The sequence below is a fragment of the Mesorhizobium sp. BR1-1-15 genome (assembly GCF_020165475.1).
Lineage (GTDB): Bacteria > Pseudomonadota > Alphaproteobacteria > Rhizobiales > Rhizobiaceae > Mesorhizobium.
In genome coordinates this window covers 25,899-48,412 of sequence record NZ_JAIUIF010000024.1, presented here as the reverse complement: position 1 = coordinate 48,412, position 22,514 = coordinate 25,899, and the positions used below count along the sequence as shown (strand labels likewise).

Genomic DNA, 22,514 nt, shown 5'->3' with positions numbered 1-22,514 from the left:
AGAATGACAATGACTGCAACCACGCCCATCCGCTGGGGCATTCTCGGCCCGGGCAGCATCGCCAAGGCCTTCGCCGGCGGCGTCGCCGGCTCCCGCAACGGAAAGCTGGTCGCCATCGGTGCGCGCGATCCGGGCAAGCCGAGTTTGGCGCAGAGCTTTCCCGGCGCGCGCATTCTCGAGGGCTACGAAGCGTTGCTCACTGACGCGGAAATCGACGCGATCTACATTTCGGTCCCGCACCCGGGCCACGCGCAATGGGCGATCCGGGCGGCGGACGCGGGAAAGCATGTGCTGTGCGAAAAGCCGCTGGCGCTGACCGCCTTCGAGGCCGACGCCATGATGCATGCGGCGCGCAAGGCCGGCACCTTTCTCGGCGAGGCCTTCATGTACCGGCTGCACCCGCAGACGCTGAAGCTGGTGGAACTGATCAAATCCGGCGTCATCGGCGAGATCAGGATGATCAAGTCGAGCTTCGGTTTTGCCATGCCTGATTTCATGCCGCAGCACCGGCTTTATGCCAACGACCTCGCCGGCGGCGGCATCCTGGACGTCGGCGGCTATCCCGTCTCGATGGCGCGGCTGATTGCCGGCGCCGCGGCCGGCAAGCCGTTCCTCGAGCCGGACAAGGTGACCGGCGTTGCCCATCTTGGCCAGTCCGGCGTCGACGAATGGGCCTCCGCGCTGCTGCATTTCCCGGGCGGCATCGTCGCCGAGGTCTCCTGCAGCATCTCCCTCAACCAGGACAATGTGCTCAGGATTTTCGGCACCAGGGGCCGCATCGAAGTGCCGGATTTCTGGTTCGCCGGCGGCGACCGCGATGTCGGCCTCGGCCGGATCGATGTGATCGGCGCGGACGGCGTGCGCGAAACCATCAGCGTGAACGAAAAGCGTCACGTGTATTCCTTCGAGGTCGACGCCGCCGGCGACGCCATCCTCTCCGGGCGGCAGGAATTCGCCTGGCCGGGCATGGCCTGGGCCGACAGCCTCGGCACACTGCGCGTGCTCGACAGATGGCGCGCGGCCGTGGGGCTGGAATACGAGATCGAAAAGGCCCCGCTGCGCACCAACACCATCTCCGGCCGGCCTTTGCGCCCCGGCGGCACGGCGATCGCCAAGCGCGGCATTCCGGGCCTGTCGAAGCCGGCCTCGGTCGTGGCGCTCGGTTTCGAGGACTTCCGCACCTTCTCCTCGGGGTCGATCCTGCTCGATGCCTTCTTCGAGGCAGGCGGCAATCTGTTCGACACCGGCTATGTCTATGGTGGCGGCTACACCGAGACGCTGCTTGGACAATGGCTGAAGAACCGTGGCGTGCGCGAGCAATCGGTGGTCATCGCCAAGGGTGCGCATTCCCCGCTCTGCTATCCCGACGTGATCGGCAAGCAGCTCGACCAGTCGCTCGACCGCCTGCAGACCGACCATGTCGATATCTATTTCATGCATCGCGACAATCCGGACGTGCCCGTCGGAGAATTCGTCGATGCGATGGACCGCGAGGTCAAGGCAGGCCGCATCCGTGGCCCGTTCGGCGGCTCGAACTGGACGATGCAGCGCATGGACGAGGCGATCGCCTATGCCGAGCGCACCGGCAAGCAAAAGCCCGGCGCGCTCTCCAACAACTTCTCGCTGGCTGAAATGCTGGAGCCGATCTGGGCCGGTTGCGTGACCTCCTCCACCGATGACTGGAAGGCCTGGCTGACCGCCCGGCAGATGCCGAATTTCGCCTGGTCGAGCCAAGGGCGCGGCTTCTTCACCGAACGCGCCGGGCGCGACCGGCGCGACAATGAAGAACTGGTGCGGGTCTGGTACTCGGAGCGCAATTTCGGCCGCCGCGACCGGGCGATCGAACTTGCCGCGCGGCTGGGCAAGAGCCCGATCCATATTGCGCTCGCCTATGTGCTCAACCAGCCTTTCCCATCGGTGCCGTTGATCGGCCCGCGCACGCTGGGCGAACTGGACGACAGCTTGCGCGCCCTCGACATCGCGCTTTCACCTGCCGATCTCCAATGGCTGGACGGCGGCAGCCGGCAAGCGGCGTAGTGCATGTCATGCAAGGCTGCGCTGGACGGCGACGGGGTCAGGTCTCGTCGTCGGACACCCTGATGTCGCGCCTGGCCGGAACCCTCATGCTGGCATACATGCCGGTGGTGCGGAACTGGCCCGGGCTAATGCCGTAACAGCGGCGGAAGACCTTCGAGAAATAGTTCGCGTCCTCGAAGCCGCACAGGATGGCGACTTCCTTCACGGGCAGGAAGTCAGCCTTGGTCAAAAGCTTGGCGGCGCGTTGCAGCCGCTGCTGCAGTACGAACTCCGCGGGCGGGATGCCTTCGCTCTCGGCGAAGCAGCGCGAGAAGTGCGCCCGGCTGAGGCCGCTGATCTGGACGAGGTCCGCTACCGGCAGCGGCCTGTCGAGATTGGCGTTGATGTGGTCGATGACCGGCTGCATGGCGCTCTGCTTCTCCGCAAAGGCGTGCGAGCCGAAGACATCGTCGTAGAGCGCCATCGCCGCCTCATAGGCGATCGCTGAAGCCGCCCCCGGCGCAGCGGCCCCGTTGATGAGACGCAGGCTGCAATCGGCGAGATGATCGATCGTCTCCGGCTGCAGCCGGAACACCGGACCCGAGACGTCGAGGATCGATTTGTGGATGCGCAGCGCCTCCTCGCCATTCATCGAGATCCAGAAATATTCCCAGCGCTCGTCCTTGGCCAGCCAGTAGCGGTGGTTGTGCGGCACCAGCACCAGCAGCGTGTCGTTCTGCTGCAGGCGATAGTCGCGGTTCTCATAGCGAAGCCGGCCGCTTCCGTTGATCGTGTGCTGGAGCACGGTGAATGGCGTCTGGCCGCGCTTGCGCCCGTCCCAATCATAGATTTCGCCTTCGCGCACTTCGTAGCCGGTGCTCGTCGGCATGGCATGCAGGCGCTGGCGACCGCGCGGCAGCGAGATCGTGCGCATCGACTGTCCGTTGGCGATCAGATCCCGCAGCACAAAATTACCCTTGAAAGCATAATCCTTCTCTGGCCGCGCTCGCGAATAAGCGCATAATCCATCCCCGAAGAACGTGAAGAACCCGCGGTCGAGGAGCGGGCGGGAGGAGAAAAGCCGGAATTCGGCTCGATTGGCACGCGCGCCTTGGCGTGTGGCCATATCCTCCCTTGCTGCTCCTTGCCTAGCATCCGATCGGATCGAGGTGAAGGTGATGAGTTTCAAAATCGCTATTATCGGCGCCGGCAGCGTCGGCTTCACCAAGAAACTGTTCACCGACATACTGTGCGTGCCGGAATTCAAGGGTATCGAATTCGCGCTGACCGATGTCAGCGAGCACAATCTCCAGATGATCAAGGCGATCCTCGACCGGATCGTCGAGGCCAACAAATTGCCGACCAAGGTGACGGCGACGACAGACCGCCGCGAGGCGCTCGAGGGCGCTCGTTATGTCATCAGCTGTGTGCGGGTCGGTGGCCTCGAAGCCTATGCCGACGATATCAGGATCCCCTTGAAATACGGCATCGACCAATGCGTCGGCGACACGATCTGCGCCGGCGGCATCCTCTATGGCCAGCGCAACATCCCGGTGATCCTCGATTTCTGCAAAGATATACGCGATGTCGCCGAGACCGATGCGAAATTCCTCAACTATGCCAACCCGATGGCGATGAACACCTGGGCGGCGATCGAGTACGGCAAGGTCGACACGGTCGGGCTGTGCCACGGGGTCCAGCACGGCGCCGAGCAGATCGCCGAGGTACTGGGCGCGAAGTCACCTCGGGAGCTCGACTATGTCTGTTCCGGCATAAACCACCAGACCTGGTTCATCGAGTTGCGCCTGAACGGGCGCGAAATCGGCAAGGACGAGCTGGTCGCCGCCTTCGAGGCTCACCCGGTCTATTCCAGGCAGGAAAAGCTGCGCATAGACGTGTTGAAGCGCTTCGGCGTCTATTCGACCGAAAGCAACGGCCATTTGTCCGAGTATCTTCCCTGGTACCGCAAGCGCCCGGACGAGATCACCCGCTGGATCGACATGTCCGACTGGATCCATGGCGAGACGGGCGGCTATCTCCGTTATTCCACCGAGACCCGCAACTGGTTCGAGACGGAATATCCGCAATTCCTCGAAGCGGCGTCGAAGCCGATCGATCCGTCAAAACGCTCCAACGAGCATGCCAGCCACATCTTGGAGGCGCTGGAGACCAACCGCGTCTATCGCGGCCACTTCAACGTCAAGAATGACGGTGTCATCACCAATTTGCCGCAGGACGCCATCGTCGAATCGCCCGGCTTCGTCGACCGCTTCGGCATCAACATGGCGGCCGGCATCACCTTGCCGGAAGCATGTGCCGCGACCTGCATATCCTCGATCAATGTCCAGCGCATGTCGGTGCATGCCGCCATATCCGGCGACATCGACCTGCTCAAGCTTGCCGTGCTGCATGACCCGCTGGTTGGTGCGGTATCGACACCGGAGGAGGTCTGGCAGATGGTCGACGAAATGGTCGTCGCCCAAGCGGCCTGGCTGCCGCAATTTGCGCATGCGGTTCCGGCGGCAAAAGAGAGGTTGTCGAAATCCAGGGTCAAGACCCGCGAATGGGCGGGCGCCGCTTGGCGCAGCGTCCGCTCGATCGAGGAGTTGCGCGCCGAAAAGGCCGCGCTGAAGCAGGCCGGCTGAAAACCCAGGTGGCGGCGACGGGCCTGCGGGAGACAGGTCCGCCGCGGTCGCCGTCCGGGCAGAAGACGAGCAGCAGCAAAACAAAACGTCCGAACACGAGGGAGGAGACAATGAGGAACCTACGCAGCATTGGCATGGTCGCGGGACTGGCGCTGGGCGTTTCCGTCCCGGCGCTTAACGCTTTCGCCTCCGAGCCGACGGTCCCGCCGGTACCGGCGGCGTTTCCGGCCGAAGGCAAGATCACTTATGTGCCGCGCGACTCCATCCTGGAGTTCAAGGCGCTGCCCGACTATCACGAGCCGGACTGGGTGACCGAGAAATACGTCAAGGCCGGCAAGCTGCCGCCGGTGAAAGACAGGCTGCCGAAGGAGCCCTTGGTTTTCAAGACGGGCAACATGCCTGATGGCATCGGCGTCTACGGCGATACAATGCGCCACGTTATCGGCGGGCGGCCGGAAGGCTGGAACTACGGCGCCGGTCAGACGCAGGGATGGGGCGGCATCGATATCGGCCTGTCCGAATGCCTGACGCGCACCGCGCCGCTGTTCCAGGTCGAGGCCAAGGACACCGAACCGCTGCCCAACCTCGCCAAAAGCTGGGACTGGTCGGCGGATGGCCACAAGCTCACCATGCACCTCGTCGAGGGTGCCAAATGGTCCGACGGCGCGCCCTTCAACTCAGACGACGTCATGTTCTACTGGGACGACGAGGTCGTCGATCCCAATGTCTCGCCGCTCAATGGTGCCACCCAGGAAACGTTCGGCGTCGGCACCACGCTCAAGAAGGTCGACGACTACACCGTCGAGTGGACCTTCAAGGAAGCCTTCCCGAAACAGTATCTCTACGCGATGGCCTACGGCACTTTCTGTCCTGGCCCCGCGCACATATTGAAGCCGCAGCATCCGAAATATTCGAAGAACACCTACGACCAGTTCAAGAACGCCTTCCCGCCGGAATATATGAACATGCCGGTCATGGGCGCCTGGGTGCCGGTTGAATACCGGCCAGACGACATCATCGTCATGCGCCGCAATCCCTATTATTGGAAGGTCGATGAGAAGGGCAATCAGCTGCCCTACCTCAACGAATTACATTACAAGCTGTCCACCTGGGCCGACCGCGATGTCCAGGCGGTGGCCGGCTCGGGCGATTTCTCCAATCTGGAGCAGCCGGAGAACTTCGTCGCCTCGCTGAAGCGGGCCGCGGAGGCGAATGCGCCTGCACGCCTGGCGTTCGGTCCACGGCTGATCGGCTATAATCTGCGCCTCAATTTTTCCGCTAATGGCTGGGGCAACCCGGACGAGCGCGGTCAGGCGATTCGCGAGCTGAACCGCAATGAGGATTTCCGCAAGGCCGTTACCATGGCGCTCGACCGCAAGGCGCTGGGCAACTCCCTGGTCAAGGGGCCGTTCACCGCCATCTACCCCGGCGGCTTGTCCTCCGGCACCAGCTTCTATGACCGCAAGTCGACGGTCTACTATCCCTTCGACCTCGAGGGCGCCAAGGCCGAACTCGCCAAGGCCGGACTCAAGGATACCGATGGCGACGGTTTCGTGAACTTCCCGGCCGGCACGGCCGGCGGCAAGAATGTCGAGATCGTCATGCTGGTCAACAATGACTACGGCACCGACAAGAGCCTCGCCGAAGGCGTTGTCGCCCAGATGGAGAAGCTCGGGCTGCGGATCGTGCTCAACGGTCTCAACGGCACGCAGCGCGATGCCTCGCAATATTCCGGGCGCTTCGACTGGCTGATCCGGCGCAACGACCAGGAGTTGACCTCCATCGTGCAGAACACCGTGCAGCTCGCTCCCGTCGGCCCCAAGACCAGCTGGGATCACCGCGCACCTGAAAGCGGCGAGGTCGACCTGATGCCTTTCGAGAAGGACCTCGTCGACATCGTCAACAAATTTGTCACGTCTGAGGACAATGACCAGCGCGCCGCCCTGATGAGAGACTTCCAGAAGATTTCGACGGAGCACGTCTACAATGTCGGCCTGACGGAATATCCCGGTGCGCTGATCGTCAATAAGCGCTTCTCCAACGTTCCAAGGGGCACGCCGATCTACATGTTCAACTGGGCAGAGGATTCGATCATCCGCGAGCGGGTCTTCGTGGCGGCCGACAAGCAGGCGAAATACGAACTGTTCCCGGAAGAGCTGCCCGGCAAGCCTGGAGACAAGGGCCCGATGTAAGTTTACCTCCCCTGACTGAGACCTCCGGCCGCGCCGCTGGCGCGGCCGGACAAAGGCAACCTCCGAACGCACCAAAAGGACGCGATCGGCAAGACGAGGAAGCGGACCGTCCATGCTGCGATTTCTGCTCATGCGCATAGCGTCGGCAATCCCGGTCCTTGCCATACTGAGCCTCGTCACCTTCGCCATCATCCAGGCACCGCCCGGCGATTATGCCGACTACATCCGCTCGCAGCTGATCAACCAGGGAGGCGCCTCCTTCGCCGAAGCCGACGCGCAGGCCAACGCCTACCGGATCGAACATGGCCTCGATAAGCCGCTGCCCGTCCAGTATCTCAACTGGATCGGCGGCATCGTCACCCGCGGCGATTTCGGCTACAGCCTCTACTACAACAAGCCGGTGGCCGACGTTGTGGGCGAGCGCCTGCCGCGCACCCTCATCCTGGCGCTTGTGTGCCATCTGCTCGCCTCGGTGCTCGGCATCACCTTCGGCATATGGGCGGCGACCCGGCAATACACCTGGATCGACTCGACACTTTCGGCCATCTCCTTCCTCGGCATGACGGTGCCGCGCTTCCTGATGGCGCTGATCATCGTCTATCTCCTGGTCTTCCAGTTCAACGTCTCGGAGATAGGCAGCTTCTTCTCGCCGCAATATGGCGGCGCGCCATGGTCGTGGGCCAAGTTCCTCGATCTGGTCAAGCATGTCTGGCCGGTGGTTGCGATCGCCACCTTCGGCGGGCTCGCCTACAACATGCGCGTCATGCGCGGTAATCTGCTCGACACGCTGAACGCCCAATATGTCGAGACGGCCAAGGCCAAGGGGTTGACCGGCAGCGCCGTCGTCATGCGACACGCCGTGCCCAATGCGCTGCATCCGCTGGTCATGTATCAGGGCGTGGTGCTGCCTTACATGCTGACCGGCGAAATCGAGACGGCGATCATCTTCGCGCTGCCGACCGTCGGCCCGGCGATCGTCGGCTCGATGGCGGTCGGCGACGTCTATGTCACCGCCACTTTCATGATGGTGCTGTCGGCGACGCTGATCGTCGGCAACATCATCGCCGACATGTTGCTGGTCCTGCTCGATCCGCGCGTGCGCCAGTTCGGGGAGAGCTAGATGTTGGCCCGCGATACATCGCCACCGCCGCTGCCGGCTGAAGGACCCGTCGAGAGACCCGCGCACGGCAACGAGAGCTACACCGCGCTCGTCTGGCGCCGGCTGAAGCGCTCCTGGACCGGCATGGCGGGGTTCTGGCTCGTCGTGCTGCTGATCCTCATGGCGGTATTCGCCGAGTTCCTGGCGCCGATGGACCCGAAGGTGACCGATGTCGCCTTCGCGCCGCCGCAACTGCCTGCTTTCCACGACAGGGACGGCGATTTCGTCGCCCGGCCCAGGGTCTATGCGCTGGCGGATTCGGCGGATCTCGATCCGGTCACCTTTCAGCCCATCGTCGGTCCCGACTATGATCATCCAAGATTGCTCGGCCTTTTCGTCGAGGGCGCGCCCTACAGGCTCTTCGGGCTCATTGCGGCGAACCGGCATTTCTTCGGTTCGATGGACGGCCAGCCGGTGCATTTCCTCGGCACCGACAAGTTCGGACGCGACGTGCTCTCGCGCGCCATCCATGGCTCGCGCGTCTCGCTGATGATCGCGCTGACGGTGGTCTTCATCATCACCGTCATCGGCACTACGGTCGGCATGGCTTCCGGCTATTTCGGCGGTCGGTTCGATGTCTGGATGCAGCGCTTCGTCGAACTCGTGCTGGCCTTCCCGCAGCTGCCGCTCTATCTGGCGCTGACGACGCTGATCCCGGTCACCGCGCCCACCAACGTCTTCCTCGCCTTCGTCATCATCGTCATGTCGGCGCTGGGCTGGGCGCAGATGTCGCGCGAGGTGCGCGGCAAGACGCTGGCGCTTGCGCGCATTGAATACGTACGCGCCGCCATGGCGGTGGGCGCCACCGACCGGCGCATCATCATGCAGCACATTTTCCCCAATGTGATGAGCCATGTGATCGTCGCGGTGACGTTGGCGATCCCGACCGTTGTGCTGCTCGAATCCTTCCTCGGTTTTCTCGGCTTTGCGGTGAAGCCGCCACTGATCTCCTGGGGGCTGATGCTGCAGGACACCGCGACCTACTCCGTCATAGGCACCTATCCGTGGATCCTGTCGCCGGTCGGCTTCGTGCTGGTCACCGTCTTTGCCTTCAACGCGCTGGGCGACGGCCTGCGCGACGCCGTCGATCCTTATTGAGGTGGCTGGGATGACGCTCGCGCTCGCCGAACCCTTCGCACCTTCCGTCCGGCACGACCATGACGGACGCCAGGGAGAACCCGTGATCGATGCCCGCAACATCGAGGTCGCCTTCAAGGTCGAGCACGGCACCGTCGAGGCGGTCAAGGACGTCTCGTTCCAGCTCTATCGCGGCGAGACGATCGCCATCGTCGGCGAATCCGGTTCCGGCAAATCGGTGACGGCGCGCACCGTCATGGGATTGCTGTCCCGGCGCGCCACCGTTTCACCGAGATCGACCGTCTGTTATGATGGGCAGAACATCCTGAAGTTCCCCGAAAGCGCCCGGCGCAAGCTGCGCGGCAACCGCATCTCGATGATCTTCCAGGAGCCGATGAGCTCGCTCAATCCGATCTATACGATCGGCAGCCAGATCGTCGAGGCGATCAGGGTTCATCGCAAGGTCGGCCGGCGGCAAGCCTGGGCACGGGCGCTCGAACTCCTGCAGCATGTCCAGATCCCGGATCCCGTCGCGCGGCTCAAGCAATATCCGCATCAGCTCTCGGGCGGCCAGCGCCAGCGCGTGATGATCGCCATGGCGCTGGCCAACGATCCCGACGTGCTGATCGCCGACGAACCGACGACGGCGCTCGACGTCACCGTCCAGGCACAGATCCTGAACCTGATCCGCAATCTGCAGAAAGAGCTGCGCATGGCGGTGATCCTGATCACCCATGACCTCACGGTCGTGCGCAAATTCTCCGACTACGTCTATGTCATGCAGCATGGCGAGATGCGGGAGCATAACGTCACCGAACGTCTGTTCTCCGATCCCCAGCATCCCTATACGCAACGACTGCTCGCCTCCGAACCGCGCGGGCGGCCACAACCGCTGCCGGAGGGCTCCGGCACCATCCTCGAAGCGAACGGGGTGCGCGTCTGCTTCATGCTGCGTCACGGCACCTTCCTCAAACCCGACTGGCGCGAGCTGGTCGCCGTCGACGATCTCGATCTCAAGCTTTGCCGCCACGAAACACTGGGACTGGTCGGCGAATCCGGCTCCGGCAAGACCACATTCGGCCAGTGCCTGCTCAGGTTGATCGATGCCAAGCGCGGCGAGATCCGTTTCGACGGCCAGCCGATCCATGGGCTGTCACGGGCCGAGATGCGGCCGCTGCGATCGCGCATGCAGGTCGTCTTCCAGGATCCGTTCTCCTCGCTCAACCCGCGCATGACGATCGGGCAGATCATCGAGGAAGGGCTGATCGTCAACGGCATCGGAGCGACGCGGCGCGAGCGGGTCGAGCGGGTGCGCGAGGCGCTGGTCAGCGCCGGCATGCCGGGCGACATCCTTTCGCGATTTCCGCACGAGTTCTCCGGCGGACAGCGGCAGCGCGTCGCCATCGCCCGAGCCATCGCGTTGGAACCGGAATTCATCCTGCTCGACGAGCCGACATCGGCGCTGGACCTCTCCGTCCAGGCGCAGATCATCGATCTCTTGCGCAGGCTGCAGGACGAGCGTGGCCTGAGTTATCTTTTCATCTCGCACGATCTCAAGGTGGTGCGCGCTCTGTGTCACCGCGTCATCGTCATGCAGCACGGCAAGATCGTCGAACAGGGACCTGTCGACGAGGTCCTCACCAATCCCAAGACCGCCTACACCGAACGGCTCGTCCGGGCCGCTTTCGACGTGGCCTGAACACATGCCGGAGGTTAGCGTGGCAAGACATCCCAGGATCACTTTCATCGGCGCCGGCTCGACCGTGTTCATGAAGAACATCGTCGGTGACGTGCTGCAGCGGCCGGCGCTTTCGGGCGCGACGATCGCGCTGATGGACATCGATCCGCAGCGGCTGGAAGAGAGTGCCGTCGTCGTCAACAAGCTGATCGCGACGCTCGGCGTGAAGGCGAAAGCGGAGACCTATTCCGACCAGCGCAAGGCGCTGGCCGGTGCCGATTTCGTCGTCGTCGCCTTCCAGATCGGCGGCTACGAGCCCTGCACCGTCACCGACTTTGAAGTGCCGAAGAAATATGGCCTGCGCCAGACCATCGCCGACACGCTCGGCGTCGGCGGCATCATGCGAGGCTTGAGGACCGTGCCGCATCTGTGGAAGATCTGCGAGGACATGCTCGCCGTCTGCCCCGATGCGATCATGCTGCAATACGTCAATCCGATGGCGATCAACACCTGGGCGATCTCGGAGAGATATCCAGAGATCAGGCAGGTCGGCCTCTGCCACTCGGTGCAGGGCACCGCGATGGAACTGGCGCACGATCTCGATCTTCCCTACGAGGACATCCGCTATCGCTCCGCCGGCATCAACCACATGGCCTTCTACCTGAAGTTCGAGCACCGCCAGGCCGACGGCTCCTACCGCGACCTCTACCCGGATCTCCTGCGCGCCTATCGCGATGGCCGCGCGCCCAAGCCCGGCTGGAATCCGCGCTGCCCCAACAAGGTGCGTTACGAGATGCTGACCCGGCTCGGTTATTTCGTCACCGAAAGCTCCGAACATTTCGCCGAATACACGCCCTATTTCATCAAGAGCGGCCGTCCCGACCTGATCGAGAAATACGGTATCCCGCTGGATGAATATCCCAAGCGCTGCATCGAGCAGATCGAGCGTTGGCAGGGACAGGCGGAAGCCTATCGTTCGGCCGAGCGCATCGAGGTCGAGCAGTCGAAGGAATATGCCTCCTCGATCATGAATTCGGTCTGGACCGGCGAGCCGTCGGTGATCTACGGCAATGTTCGCAACAATGGCTGCATCACCTCGCTGCCCCGCGAGTGCGCCGCCGAGGTGCCGTGCCTGGTCGACGCCTCCGGCATCCAGCCGACTTACATCGGCGACCTGCCGCCGCAATTGACGGCGCTGATCCGCACCAACATCAACGTGCAGGAACTGACGGTGCGGGCGCTGACGAGCGAGAACCGGGAACACATCTACCATGCGGCGATGATGGATCCGCACACGGCAGCCGAGCTCGATCTCGACCAGATATGGTCACTGGTGGACGAGCTTCTTGCCGCTCACGGCGACTGGCTGCCGGCCTGGGCACGCGTGAGCCGCAAGATCCAAGCCGCCTGATCAAGCGTCGCTCTTAGCTTATTTCGGCTCGTCGGCGTCGGGTTCTTCCTCGTCGTCGCGGGCTTTGATGACATAGGCGCCCTTTAGCCAGCGGTTGAGGTCGATGTCCTTGCAGCGCTTGGAGCAGAACGGGTAGGTCTCGCGCGCCGAAGGCTTGCCGCATTCGGGGCAGGGGCGCCTTGGCCGCAGCGGCGTCACCTTGTCGTCCGCGCTCATGGCCGCGCCGAGGACCAGTTTTGATGGACCTTGAAGCCTTCGCCTGAAAGCAACGCTACGGTCTCGTAGAGCGGCAAGCCGACGACATTGGTGTAGGAGCCGACCAGCTTGACGACGAAAGCGCCCGCAAGCCCCTGCACGGCATAGCCGCCGGCCTTGCCGCGCCATTCTCCCGACGCGACATAGGCGTCGATCTCCTCGCGCGGCAGCCGCTTGAACCGCACGCGCGTCTCGACCAGCCGCTGGCGCAGTTTGCCGCCGGGCGTGATCAGGCAGATGCCGGAATAGACCCGGTGCGAACGCCCCGACAGCAATCCGAGGCAGTTGGCGGCATCGTCGAGCGTCTCGGCCTTGGGCAGGATGCGCCGCCCGACAGCGACCACCGTGTCGGCGGCCAGCACCAAGGCCGGCGCGTAGTCGGTTTCCGACTTCAGTGAGGCAAATGCCTTTTCGGCCTTTTCCTTCGACAGCCTTTTGGCCAGCGAGCGCGGATGCTCGGCACGCAGCGGCGTCTCGTCGATGTCGGCAGGCAATATGCGGTCCGGTTCGATGCCGGCCTGCTGCAGGAGTTCAATGCGGCGCGGCGAACCCGAGGCAAGCACCAGCTTCAGCAAAATGCTCATCGCGGACCAGTCGGCCTTGATCTTACTTGAAACGATAGGTGATGCGGCCCTTGGTCAGGTCGTAGGGCGTCATCTCGACCAGGACCTTGTCGCCGGTCAGCACGCGGATACGGTTCTTGCGCATGCGGCCGGCCGTATGGGCTATGATTTCGTGTTCGTTTTCGAGTTTCACTCGGAACATGGCGTTGGGCAGCAGTTCCGTGACGACACCCGGAAACTCGAGGACTTCTTCCTTCGGCATTCGATACCTTTGCTTGGATGGTTTCCCGGCGTTTAGAGCATGATGCCGAAAAGTATGAAGCGGTTTTCGGACGACATCATGCTCTACTTCTTTGATCTAGAGTCGGAAGCTGTCAGGTCGACGAGACCCAACCGCATCCGACTCTAGCCGGAAATTCGGCGGAACCTATATGATAATCGTCGGCTTGTGAACACGCTTAATCCGTCGCGGTTTTTGCTTCCGGAAGCAAAAAACGTCGGCCTATACGCAACTTCAGCCGTTCGCGCACATCGCGATAGGCCGCGATGATCTGCTCGCGCGTGCCGCTGGCGCCGGTAGGATCCGGCGTCGGCCAGTATTCGACCTCGACGGCGAGCGAGCGGGTGAGCTCCAGCGCGGCATGGTGCGCCTCCGGCGCGAGCGTGACGATGAGATCGAAATAGTCGTCTTCCAGCTCGTCCATCGTCCTTGGGTGGCGCTCGCCCAGCGACAGGCCTTCCTCAGCAAGCACGGCATCGACGAACGGGTCACGCTCGCCGCTGCGCACGCCCGCCGAGGCGACGAAGGTGCTGGCCGGCAGCATGCGCCGCGCCAACAGCTCGGCCATCGGCGAGCGCACGGCATTCATGCCGCACAGGAACAGGATCGAACGGGGCGGCGCGCCGGCGGTCAGGGGTTAACCCCGCCAATGGAGCACGCAGACCAGCGTGAACAGCCGGCGCGCCGTGTCGAAATCGATGTCGATCTTGCCGGCGAGCCGGTCCATCAACGTCTGCGAACCCTCGTTGTGCAGGCCGCGGCGACCCATGTCGATCGCCTCGATATGGCTCGGCGTCGAGGAGCGAATGGCGTCGTAGTAGCTTTCGCAGATCATGTAGTAGTCCTTGACGATGCGCCTGAGCGGCGTCAGCGACAGGATATGGGTGACCACGGCGGAACCGTCGTCGCGCGTCACGGCGAAAACCAGGCGGGACTCGGCCAGCGACAGCTTCAGCCGGTAGGGACCGGCGCCGCTGTCGTTGACCGGTTGAAAACTGTTCTCCTCGATCAGGTCGAAGATCGCCACCGCGCGTTCGTGCTCGACGTCGGGCGTCGAACGGCCGATCGATTCATCGAGTTCGACATCGATCAGCCTCGCCCGGGTTTGATCGGAGCCCGACATGGCGCCTACATGTTCAGCCGTATGGCGACGGAGCGTCCATGCGCGTCGAGCCCTTCCGCCTTGGCCAGCGCGATCGCGGCAGGCGCCAGCGCGCGCAATTGCTCGGGCCCGAGCTTCAGGATCGAGGTGCGCTTGACGAAATCGAGTACCGAAAGGCCTGACGAGAAACGCGCCGAGCGCGCCGTCGGCAGCACGTGGTTGGAACCGCCGACATAGTCGCCGATGGCTTCCGGCGTATGGCGGCCGAGAAACACGGCACCGGCATTGTGCATCCGCGACAGGAAACCCTCGGCATCGTCGATTGCCAGTTCGACATGCTCGGCCGCGATACGGTCGACCAGCGGCAGCGCCGCCTCGATCGCCGCAACCTCGATCACCGCGCCGAAATCGCGCCAACTCGCCGCCGCCGTCTCCGCACGTGGCAGGTTTGGCAGCTGCCGTTCGACCGCCTCCTCCACCGCCTTGCCAAAGGCCGGATCGTCGGTGATCAGGATCGACTGCGCGGACGCGTCATGTTCGGCCTGGGCCAGGAGATCGGCGGCGATCCAGTCGGGATCATTGTCGCCGTCGGCCACGACCAGCACTTCCGAGGGGCCGGCGATCATGTCGATGCCGACGGTGCCGAACACCTGGCGCTTGGCCGCCGCGACATAGGCGTTGCCAGGGCCGACAATCTTGGCGACCGGCTTGATCGTCTCGGTGCCATAGGCCAGGGCAGCGATCGCCTGGGCGCCGCCGACGCGATAGATTTCCGGCACGCCGGCAAGGTCGGCCGCCACCAGCACGAGCGGATTGATGACGCCTCCGGGTGCCGGCACCACCATGACGATGCGCTCCACGCCGGCGACCTTGGCCGGTATGGCGTTCATCAGCACCGAACTCGGATAGCTCGCAGTGCCGCCCGGCACGTAAAGCCCGACCGCCTCGATTGCGGTCCAGCGCCAGCCGAGCTCGACGCCCGCGGCATCGGTAAAGCGGTCGTCCTTCGGCCGCTGCCGCTCGTGATAGGCGCGGATGCGGTCGCGCGCGAATTCGAGCGCCTCGATCGTCTGGTGGTCGCAAGCGGCATAGGCGCGGGCGATCTCGTCCTTCGACACGGCAATGCCGAGTTCCCTGAGGTCGGCCCGGTCGAAGCGTCTGGTAAAATCGACGAGGGCCGCGTCGCCGTCGGCGCGCACGCGCGCGATGATCTGGCGCACGGCCGCGTCGACATCGGCCGACACTTCCCTCTTGGTGGTGAGGAAAGCGGCGAAACGCTGTTCGAAATCGGCGTCGGACTGACGAAGCGTGATGGCCATCGCTCAGGTCCTGTGCACGGGGCGCGACGTGGCTTCCCACGCGCCGCCGACATCGGCAAGGCGGGCCTCGATGCATTCGACATCGAGCATGATTGCGCCGCCTCCCGAAAAGATCAGCTCGACTATGCCGGCCGGCTTGCTGATCTCGATGAAGCTGATCGCCAGCAGCGACAGCACTTCGGCCGGCTTGTCGCGGGCTATGCCGCTGGTCTTGGCGCCCAGAACCCGATCGAAATGCAGCACGGCCTGGCGCCGTTCGTTGTGCTGGCGAAAGAAGCCCGATTTGGCCTCCCAGACGAAACGGTTCATGGTCAGCACGAAACGCTTGGCCGCGGGAAGGTATTCAAGGTCCGAGACTTTCATCACGGCGTCCTGGACGTGGGCGGAGACGATGCTCAGGTCCTGGTCGTCGAGGGCGATAAGCTTGAGGCCGTTCATGCGGATTTCGCACCTGAAAATTGACTGTTCAGCCTTCTGTTAGAGCATGATCCCGAAAAGTGGAAACCGCTTTTCGGAAAAGATCATGCTCAAGCAGGAATCCGGAGGTCGTTCCGGTCCGCGCAGCCGTGAGGCGGGCGGGGATCGGCCTAAGCCGAGATCCGTTCGATCACCGCGCCGCAATTGGACAGCTTTTCCTCCAGCCGCTCGAAGCCGCGGTCGAGATGATAGACGCGGTTGACCGTGGTTTCGCCTTCGGCCGCAAGGCCGGCGATGACCAGCGAAACGGAAGCGCGAAGGTCGGTCGCCATGACAGGCGCGCCCTTCAATTTCGGCACGCCGTCGACGATCGCCGTCTGGCCCGAAAGTGTGATGTGGGCGCCCAGGCGCGCGAGTTCCTGCACATGCATGAAGCGGTTTTCGAAGATCGTCTCGGTGATGCGCGACTTGCCCTTGGCCATGGTCATCAGCCCCATGAACTGCGCCTGCAGATCGGTGGGGAAGGCCGGGAAGGGCGCCGTCGTCACGTCGACCGGTGAAATGCCGGCGCCGTTGCGCTTGACGTGGATGCCGGAATTGGTCGGCGTGATCTCGGCGCCCGTCTGCGAGATCACGTCCAGCGCGGTCTGCAGCAAATCGGGACGCGCGCCTTCGAGCACGACGTCGCCGCCGGTCATGGCGACGGCCATGGCATAGGTGCCGGTCTCGATGCGGTCCGGGATGACGCGCACGCGCGCGCCCGACAGCGCCTCGACGCCGTCGATGGTGATGGTTGGCGTGCCGGCGCCGGAAATCCTGGCGCCCATGGCATTGAGGCATTCGGCGAGGTTGACGATCTCGGGCTCGCAGGCGGCGTTTTCAAGCACCGTCTCCCCCTTGGCGAGCGACGCCGCCATCATGAGCACATGGGTGGCGCCGACCGACACTTTCGGAAAGACATAACGGTTGCCGACGAGGCGGCCATTCCTGGTCTTGGCGATGACATAGCCGGTGTCGACGTCGATGTCGGCGCCCAGCGCCTGCAGGCCTTCCAGGAACAGGTCGACCGGCCGCGTGCCGATGGCGCAACCGCCCGGCAACGACACCTTGGCCTCGCCCATGCGGGCCAGCAGCGGGCCGATGACCCAGAACGAAGCGCGCATCTTCGACACCAGCTCGTAGGGTGCCGTCGTGTCGACGATGTTGCGGGCGGAGAAGTTGATGGTACGCGAATAGCCTTCATTCTGCTTTTCGCGGCGTCCGTTGACCGAATAATCGACGCCGTGATTGCCCAGGATGCGGATCAGCTGCTCGACATCGGCCAGATGCGGCACGTTTTCGAGCGTCAGCGTGTCGTCCGTCAGAAGCGACGCGATCATCAACGGCAGGGCGGCGTTTTTCGCGCCCGAGATCGGAATGCTTCCGGCGAGCTTGTTGCCGCCGACAATTCTGATGCGATCCATGAAGACTATCCCCTCGGCCCCGAAAGCCGGTTTCAATCGTTTGAGTATCGGCCCGTCTAGACCATCGGCCAAGCTGGTTCAAGAAATAGGATTTCCTGGCACCCGACCGAAGAGTGGCTGATTTGAGTTAATCTTTTTGCATTTCCTTCGCCGGGCCGAGCCCGTCCGGCCGCTTGTCGGCGTCGCCGGCGCGCTGTTTGTCAGCGTCGCCGGCGCGCCGCGAGCGCGACTGCGCCTTGCGTTTCAGCAGATTCGCGCGCAGCTGCTCGGCCAGGCGGTCCTTGCGGCCGGTGCCGCCCTTTTTCGGTGGAATTGTCTTGTCGTTCATTGTCCCGTCCTAGCCGGCGGCCGGCCAGCCCGCTATTCAGGCATAACCAACATTGTGGCGCGGCCATGTCATCAAAACGTATCCGGCAAAGGCTTTCACAGATGCTTTGCACTTGGCCTTGCGCTTGCCGGTTCGATATGGCAGAAGCCCCGCCATCAGCGGCTGCGGTAGCTCAGTGGTAGAGCACTCCCTTGGTAAGGGAGAGGTCGAGAGTTCAATCCTCTCTCGCAGCACCAGGCTGCCCGACATTTTCAGCGCCATCCGTCCCATTCTTAAGCCCTTGCGGCACGAACGGGCAAAAAAAGGCGCATCCGGCACCTGAATCCGAGATTTCGCGCAGGTTGGTTCTCGTCGCGCTTTCATGGCGGGAGCAAATCGGCCTGCTTGCTTTCCTCCGCGACGAGCGCCTGCCCATAGGGGGCGACCGCTTGACGCCCTTCCGCTACCCACCCGCCCGATCGGACGGTTGAAAACATCGGCATTGGCGACCCGGGCGAGTCCGCTCCGGTCAGTGCCTTGAAGCATGACCTGGCGCGGCCGTCGTCCCGATCAGAGTCGCAGGGCGAAGCGCCGTCCGCGCAGACGGCGCTGGTTGCGGCTTCATCGGAACGCAAATGCCGATATCGGGATTTGCGCTGGTCGCCCGATCGTGATTCAAGTCGGCGATTCCGAGGGCTTTCCCGCTGGAGCGCAGCATGACCTTGATCACACGCCGTCGACTTCTGAAATCGGCAGCGTTTGCCGGTGCGGGCGGGCTCGTCGCGATGGGGAGGCTTGGCGGCTGGGCCGCCGCCACGCCCGAGCCGGTGGTACTGCGGACCGCCAAGATCCAGGCCAGGCTGATGGAGATCGGTCCGACCCGGGACGTGCTGACCTATGGCAGCGCCGGGATGCCGCCTGTGCTGAGGATGAAAAAGGGCGAGCCCTTCGCCGCCCGGCTCGTCAACGCCATCGACGACCCGACGACGATCCATTGGCACGGCGTTCGGGTCCCCAACAAGATGGACGGCGTTCCGTTCCTGGTCCAGCCCTATGTCTATACCGGCGATCATTTCGACTACGCCTTCACGCCGCCCGATGCCGGCACCTTCTGGTACCACCCGCATTGCAACACGCTGGAGCAGATGGGGCACGGCCTGACCGGCGTCATCGTGGTCGAAAATCCCGGTGATCCGAAATTCGATGCCGAAATCGTCCTGAATCTGCGCGACTGGCGCCTCGGCGACGATGGCCAGTTCATCGATCAGTTCCGGCCGCGGGATGCCGCGAGAACCGGCACCTATGGCACGGTGCGCACGGCCAACTGGCTCGACCAGCCGCACTATGACGCGCCAGCCGGCGGGCTGGTGCGGCTGCGCGTCGCCATCACCGACGTGACGCGCATCCATGCCTTTCGCGTCGACGGCGCGGAGGCGACGGTGATCGCGCTGGATGGCAATCCGGTGCCGCAGCGTTTTTCGCCCGATGCCTTGCTGCTTGGCCCGGGACAGCGCATGGAACTCGCCATCCGCATGCCTGACGCGGAGGGCGCGGTCGTGAGCCTGCGGGACGTCAGGGGCACCAAGCCCAAGGTGCTGGCTACCTTGCGTGCGGCTGGCCGCTCGCTGAAGCGCGACATTCGTGATGTCGCGCCGCTGGAGGCCAATCCGGTGGCGGAGGTCGATCTCTCCGCTGCCCAGCATATTTCGCTGGCGCTCAGCGCCACGGCCGAGAACATTGCGAGCGACGGCATATGCGGTTCGCTCGGCTACAGTTTCTGGGCCATCAACAAGGTGCCGTGGCCGGGTGACACGCCGGATCCGACCGCGCCGCTGGCCGAATTGAAGCTTGGCAGGAGCTATGTCATCGACATGGAGAACCTGACGCCGCAATCGCATCCGATGCATTTGCACGGCATGAGCTTCAAAGTGCTGTCATCCTCGACTCGGCCCGTGCAGCCGCTGATTTCAGACACCTATCTCATCCAGCCCAACGAGAAGGTGAGCCTCGGCTTCGTCGCCGACAACCCCGGCGACTGGCTGCTGCACTGCCACATCATCGAGCATCAGAAGTCGGGCATGACGAGCTACGTCAGGGTGACCTGAAACCGAGCGCGTGCCGCGGCCTACTTGCGCAGTTGCGCCTCGATCTCGTCGAGCACCTTGTCCTTGCCGATGCCTGTGAGGAAGGCGAGGCCCTTGATGACCGGCTTGGTCACCGAAGCCGAGATCGGCGTCGTGGCGACGATGAAGTCGACGCTGTCGGCCAGCCCCGGCACTTCGGTCGCCTTGGCCTGCTGGGCGTTGAAGGTCAGGCCGCGCTGCTTCATCGCCTCGGTGACGGCGACGTTGACCGCGGTTGAGGTGGCTATGCCCGTGCCGCAGGCAAAGAGAATTGTTTTCTGTCTGGACATCTCTTGCTTCTCCTTGTTCAGCCGAGCACGGCCCGAACGTCGTCTAGCGTCGTGGCCGACCTCAGGCCGTCCAATGCATCTGGATTCTGGATGGTGGCCATGACGGCCTGCAGCGCTTCAATCTGCTTGTCCTTGTCATTGATGGCAAGCAGGAAGACGAAGCCGACCGGCAGCTTCTCGTCGGGGTCTTCCATGTTGGCGAAGACGACGGGGTGCTTCAATGTGCCCAAAGCGATCCCGGGCTTCAAGACATGTTCGGGATCGGTGTGCGGCACCGCGACATTGTCGGGGCGCTCCAGCGGCAGTCCTGTCGGGATGGTCAACTCGCGTCGCACGACCGCGTCGGCATAGGAGTCTTTGACATAGCCGAGCGTCTCGAGCCGGCCGGCCAGGATGCGGATGATCTGCTCATTGGTCGAGGCATCGGATCCGAGCACGATCGCTTCGGGATCCAGAAGCTGCATGAGGCTGTCAGACATGTTTTGCTCCGTCGGCAAAATCGTGCGCCCGGGGAGGGCACACGATCATTTCAAACGTCAGGCGCGACGACGCTCAGGCCGTGCCTTCGGCCGGCTCGTCCTCGGCGCCCGCTGCCCGTTCCCAGCCGAGCGTGTTGCGGCGATAGAGGACGAACAATGCCGCGATGACCACGGCGATCACGACAATGCCGGCAAGGCCAAGTCCCTGGATCGCCTCGATGATCACATAGGGCACCCACAGGAAGCCGTCGACGACCGAGGTGATCTGCAGCGCGTCTGCCGGCAGCTTGAAGCCCGACGCGACGGCCGCACTTGTGAACAGCGGCGCCAGCGCGTTGGCGACGTAGAAACCGATCGCCAGCGTCACCGTGCCGATCACCACCATGCGGAACACATTGCCTTTGACCAGAGGGGCGGTCATGGCGACGATGAAGGGAATGACCGCCAGGTCGGCGAACAGGATGACGCGGTTGCCCGGCAGGATCACCGACAGGATGATCGCGATCGGCACCAGGATCAGCGACGACGAGATCGCGGCGGGATGCCCGATCAGGATGGCGGAGTCCAGGCCGACCAGAAGCTCGCGGTCGCCGGTGCGCTTGCGCACGAATTCCTGCGCCGCGTCGGAGACCGGGATCAGGCCCTCCATCAGGATCTTCACCATGCGCGGCAAAAGCAGCATGACGGCTGCCAGGGTCATGCCGGTGCCCAGCACCTTGGCGAGCACCGTGCCGAGATCGCCCGCATTGTAGAAGGCGATGGCACCGAGCACGAGACCGATGATCAAGCCGAGCACGACAGGTTCGCCGAACACGCCGAACCGGCGCTCGATGGTCTCGGTGTTGATGTTGATGCGGTTGATGCCGGGAATACGGTCCATGATCCAGTTCAGGATGATGGCGATCGGCAGGATCTGCGCGGAGGCCAGGTGCGGCACCGAAATGCCGGGCACGCCATAGAACTGCTGCACCGCGCGCGCCGACCAGTCGGCGAACAGCAGCGACAGCGCCGCGACCAACGCCGCGATGGCGATGCCGTAGGCCAGATTGTCGGTCGCCGCCACGACCAGCGAGCCGACAAAGGCGAAGTGCCAGAAGTTCCAGACGTCGACATTGAGCGTGCGCGTCATGCGCGTCAGCAACAGCACGATGTTGACCAGGATGCCGACGGGGATGACCCACAGGCCGACCGACGAGCCGAAGGCGATGGCGGCCGCCGACGGCCAGCCGACATCGATGATGTCGCGATGAATGCCGGTGTTGGTGACGATGGCCTTGGCGACGTCGCCGATCGACGTGAACATCAGGCCAAGCACGAGATTGATGCCGATGAAGGCGACGCCGATGGTGACCGCGGCGCGAAAAGCCTTGCTGACCTTTGCGCCCAGAACGACGGCTATGATGAAAATGACGATCGGCAGCAGCACTGTTGCGCCGAGCGTGTCGATGGCCCCTTTGAGGCCCGCAAGAATAGTATCCATTTGTCCTCCCCTGGAGCACCGAGCCCGACCCCCGGGTTCGAAATGATGCTCCGTTGACCTCCAACGCCTTTGCCGCCAACCTCGGCGCAAAGGCACTCCCCGTTCTGCCCGCGAGGCGGAATGCGTCCCGCTCGGTGATGCGGGATGAACATTTGCCTTCGCTGGCGAACGAATGTTTATTGAGGCAGTTCAAGGCAATGTCAATTGGCAAGTCTTTGAACCCAAGGCATCCGGGCTGACGGAGCCTTCGCCTGTGCG

General features: G+C 63.6%; 21 protein-coding genes and 1 tRNA gene. 9 read left to right on the top strand and 13 right to left on the bottom strand.

All coding sequences use genetic code 11. From position 1 onward, the window contains the following. Positions 1 to 9: 9 nt before the first annotated feature. The gene (locus LB541_RS26985; protein WP_140672511.1) at positions 10 to 2,037 is read left to right on the top strand and encodes an aldo/keto reductase; all 2,028 of its coding nucleotides are present in this window, start codon (positions 10 to 12) and stop codon (positions 2,035 to 2,037) included. Between the two features lie 37 nt (positions 2,038 to 2,074). Here the strand turns inward: LB541_RS26985 and LB541_RS26980 are convergent, their stop codons facing one another. Continuing rightward, on the bottom strand, positions 2,075 to 2,983 hold the full coding sequence (locus tag LB541_RS26980) for an AraC family transcriptional regulator (protein ID WP_181167335.1): 909 nt from the start codon (positions 2,981 to 2,983) through the stop codon (positions 2,075 to 2,077). Between the two features lie 211 nt (positions 2,984 to 3,194). Between LB541_RS26980 and LB541_RS26975 the strand changes: the two genes are divergently transcribed. From LB541_RS26975 to LB541_RS26950, 6 genes are all read left to right on the top strand, one after another. Next, positions 3,195 to 4,661, top strand: a complete 1,467-nt coding sequence (locus LB541_RS26975) for an alpha-glucosidase/alpha-galactosidase (protein WP_140672510.1) — start codon at positions 3,195 to 3,197, stop codon at positions 4,659 to 4,661. Between the two features lie 110 nt (positions 4,662 to 4,771). After that, entirely contained in the window at positions 4,772 to 6,853 is a 2,082-nt protein-coding gene (locus LB541_RS26970; RefSeq protein ID WP_140672509.1) for an ABC transporter substrate-binding protein, read from the top strand. 112 nt (positions 6,854 to 6,965) lie between these two features. After that, positions 6,966 to 7,973, top strand: a complete 1,008-nt coding sequence (locus LB541_RS26965; RefSeq protein ID WP_140513339.1) for an ABC transporter permease — start codon at positions 6,966 to 6,968, stop codon at positions 7,971 to 7,973. Beyond that, on the top strand, positions 7,974 to 9,110 hold the full coding sequence (locus LB541_RS26960) for an ABC transporter permease (RefSeq protein WP_140501031.1): 1,137 nt from the start codon (positions 7,974 to 7,976) through the stop codon (positions 9,108 to 9,110). Between the two features lie 10 nt (positions 9,111 to 9,120). Beyond that, positions 9,121 to 10,788 (top strand): ABC transporter ATP-binding protein, encoded by a 1,668-nt coding sequence (locus LB541_RS26955; protein WP_140501033.1) that lies wholly within the window; start codon positions 9,121 to 9,123, stop codon positions 10,786 to 10,788. A gap of 19 nt (positions 10,789 to 10,807) precedes the next feature. Continuing rightward, positions 10,808 to 12,178 carry an alpha-glucosidase/alpha-galactosidase gene (locus tag LB541_RS26950; protein WP_140672508.1) on the top strand — a complete coding sequence of 457 codons (1,371 nt, stop codon included), beginning with the start codon at positions 10,808 to 10,810 and terminating at the stop codon, positions 12,176 to 12,178. An 18-nt stretch (positions 12,179 to 12,196) separates the two neighbouring features. Here LB541_RS26950 and yacG read toward each other — a convergent pair whose 3' ends face one another. The 9 genes from yacG to LB541_RS26905 all read right to left on the bottom strand — a co-directional run bounded on the left by yacG (position 12,197) and on the right by LB541_RS26905 (position 17,905). Then, complete coding sequence (yacG, locus tag LB541_RS26945) at positions 12,197 to 12,394, bottom strand: DNA gyrase inhibitor YacG (RefSeq protein ID WP_140501037.1); 198 nt, start codon at positions 12,392 to 12,394, stop codon at positions 12,197 to 12,199. After that, positions 12,391 to 13,017, bottom strand: a complete 627-nt coding sequence (locus LB541_RS26940; RefSeq protein WP_140501039.1) for a Maf-like protein — start codon at positions 13,015 to 13,017, stop codon at positions 12,391 to 12,393. Before LB541_RS26940 ends, yacG begins: the two co-directional genes overlap by 4 nt. 22 nt (positions 13,018 to 13,039) lie before the next feature. After that, positions 13,040 to 13,258 carry a translation initiation factor IF-1 gene (infA, locus tag LB541_RS26935; protein ID WP_006200926.1) on the bottom strand — a complete coding sequence of 73 codons (219 nt, stop codon included), beginning with the start codon at positions 13,256 to 13,258 and terminating at the stop codon, positions 13,040 to 13,042. 196 nt (positions 13,259 to 13,454) lie between these two features. After that, positions 13,455 to 13,865, bottom strand: a complete 411-nt coding sequence (locus LB541_RS26930; protein ID WP_263488205.1) for a low molecular weight phosphatase family protein — start codon at positions 13,863 to 13,865, stop codon at positions 13,455 to 13,457. Positions 13,866 to 13,913: 48 nt separating this feature from the next. Continuing rightward, positions 13,914 to 14,399, bottom strand: coding sequence for a UPF0262 family protein (locus LB541_RS26925; RefSeq protein WP_140501043.1), 486 nt, complete (start codon positions 14,397 to 14,399; stop codon positions 13,914 to 13,916). A 5-nt stretch (positions 14,400 to 14,404) separates the two neighbouring features. Beyond that, a complete protein-coding gene (hisD, locus tag LB541_RS26920; RefSeq protein WP_140666548.1) occupies positions 14,405 to 15,697 on the bottom strand; it encodes a histidinol dehydrogenase in 1,293 nt (430 codons plus the stop codon). A 3-nt stretch (positions 15,698 to 15,700) separates the two neighbouring features. Next, positions 15,701 to 16,135: a DUF2948 family protein gene (locus tag LB541_RS26915; RefSeq protein WP_140666550.1), complete on the bottom strand. Its 435-nt coding sequence runs from the start codon at positions 16,133 to 16,135 to the stop codon at positions 15,701 to 15,703. 149 nt (positions 16,136 to 16,284) lie between these two features. Continuing rightward, complete coding sequence (gene murA, locus LB541_RS26910; RefSeq protein ID WP_224619983.1) at positions 16,285 to 17,577, bottom strand: UDP-N-acetylglucosamine 1-carboxyvinyltransferase; 1,293 nt, start codon at positions 17,575 to 17,577, stop codon at positions 16,285 to 16,287. Positions 17,578 to 17,704: 127 nt separating this feature from the next. Next, entirely contained in the window at positions 17,705 to 17,905 is a 201-nt protein-coding gene (locus tag LB541_RS26905) for a hypothetical protein (RefSeq protein ID WP_224619982.1), read from the bottom strand. Between the two features lie 161 nt (positions 17,906 to 18,066). Between LB541_RS26905 and LB541_RS26900 the strand changes: the two genes are divergently transcribed. Together LB541_RS26900 and LB541_RS26895 are read left to right on the top strand one after the other, a co-directional pair. Next, positions 18,067 to 18,141 (top strand) — tRNA-Thr (locus tag LB541_RS26900). A gap of 459 nt (positions 18,142 to 18,600) precedes the next feature. After that, positions 18,601 to 19,989 (top strand): multicopper oxidase family protein, encoded by a 1,389-nt coding sequence (locus LB541_RS26895; RefSeq protein WP_224619981.1) that lies wholly within the window; start codon positions 18,601 to 18,603, stop codon positions 19,987 to 19,989. A gap of 20 nt (positions 19,990 to 20,009) precedes the next feature. Here LB541_RS26895 and LB541_RS26890 read toward each other — a convergent pair whose 3' ends face one another. The 3 genes from LB541_RS26890 to LB541_RS26880 all read right to left on the bottom strand — a co-directional run bounded on the left by LB541_RS26890 (position 20,010) and on the right by LB541_RS26880 (position 22,256). Beyond that, positions 20,010 to 20,297, bottom strand: coding sequence for a PTS sugar transporter subunit IIB (locus LB541_RS26890; RefSeq protein WP_140513359.1), 288 nt, complete (start codon positions 20,295 to 20,297; stop codon positions 20,010 to 20,012). Between the two features lie 17 nt (positions 20,298 to 20,314). Continuing rightward, complete coding sequence (locus tag LB541_RS26885) at positions 20,315 to 20,776, bottom strand: PTS sugar transporter subunit IIA (RefSeq protein WP_224619980.1); 462 nt, start codon at positions 20,774 to 20,776, stop codon at positions 20,315 to 20,317. Positions 20,777 to 20,849: 73 nt separating this feature from the next. Continuing rightward, positions 20,850 to 22,256 (bottom strand): PTS galactitol transporter subunit IIC, encoded by a 1,407-nt coding sequence (locus LB541_RS26880; RefSeq protein WP_140562198.1) that lies wholly within the window; start codon positions 22,254 to 22,256, stop codon positions 20,850 to 20,852. Positions 22,257 to 22,514 lie beyond the last annotated feature (258 nt).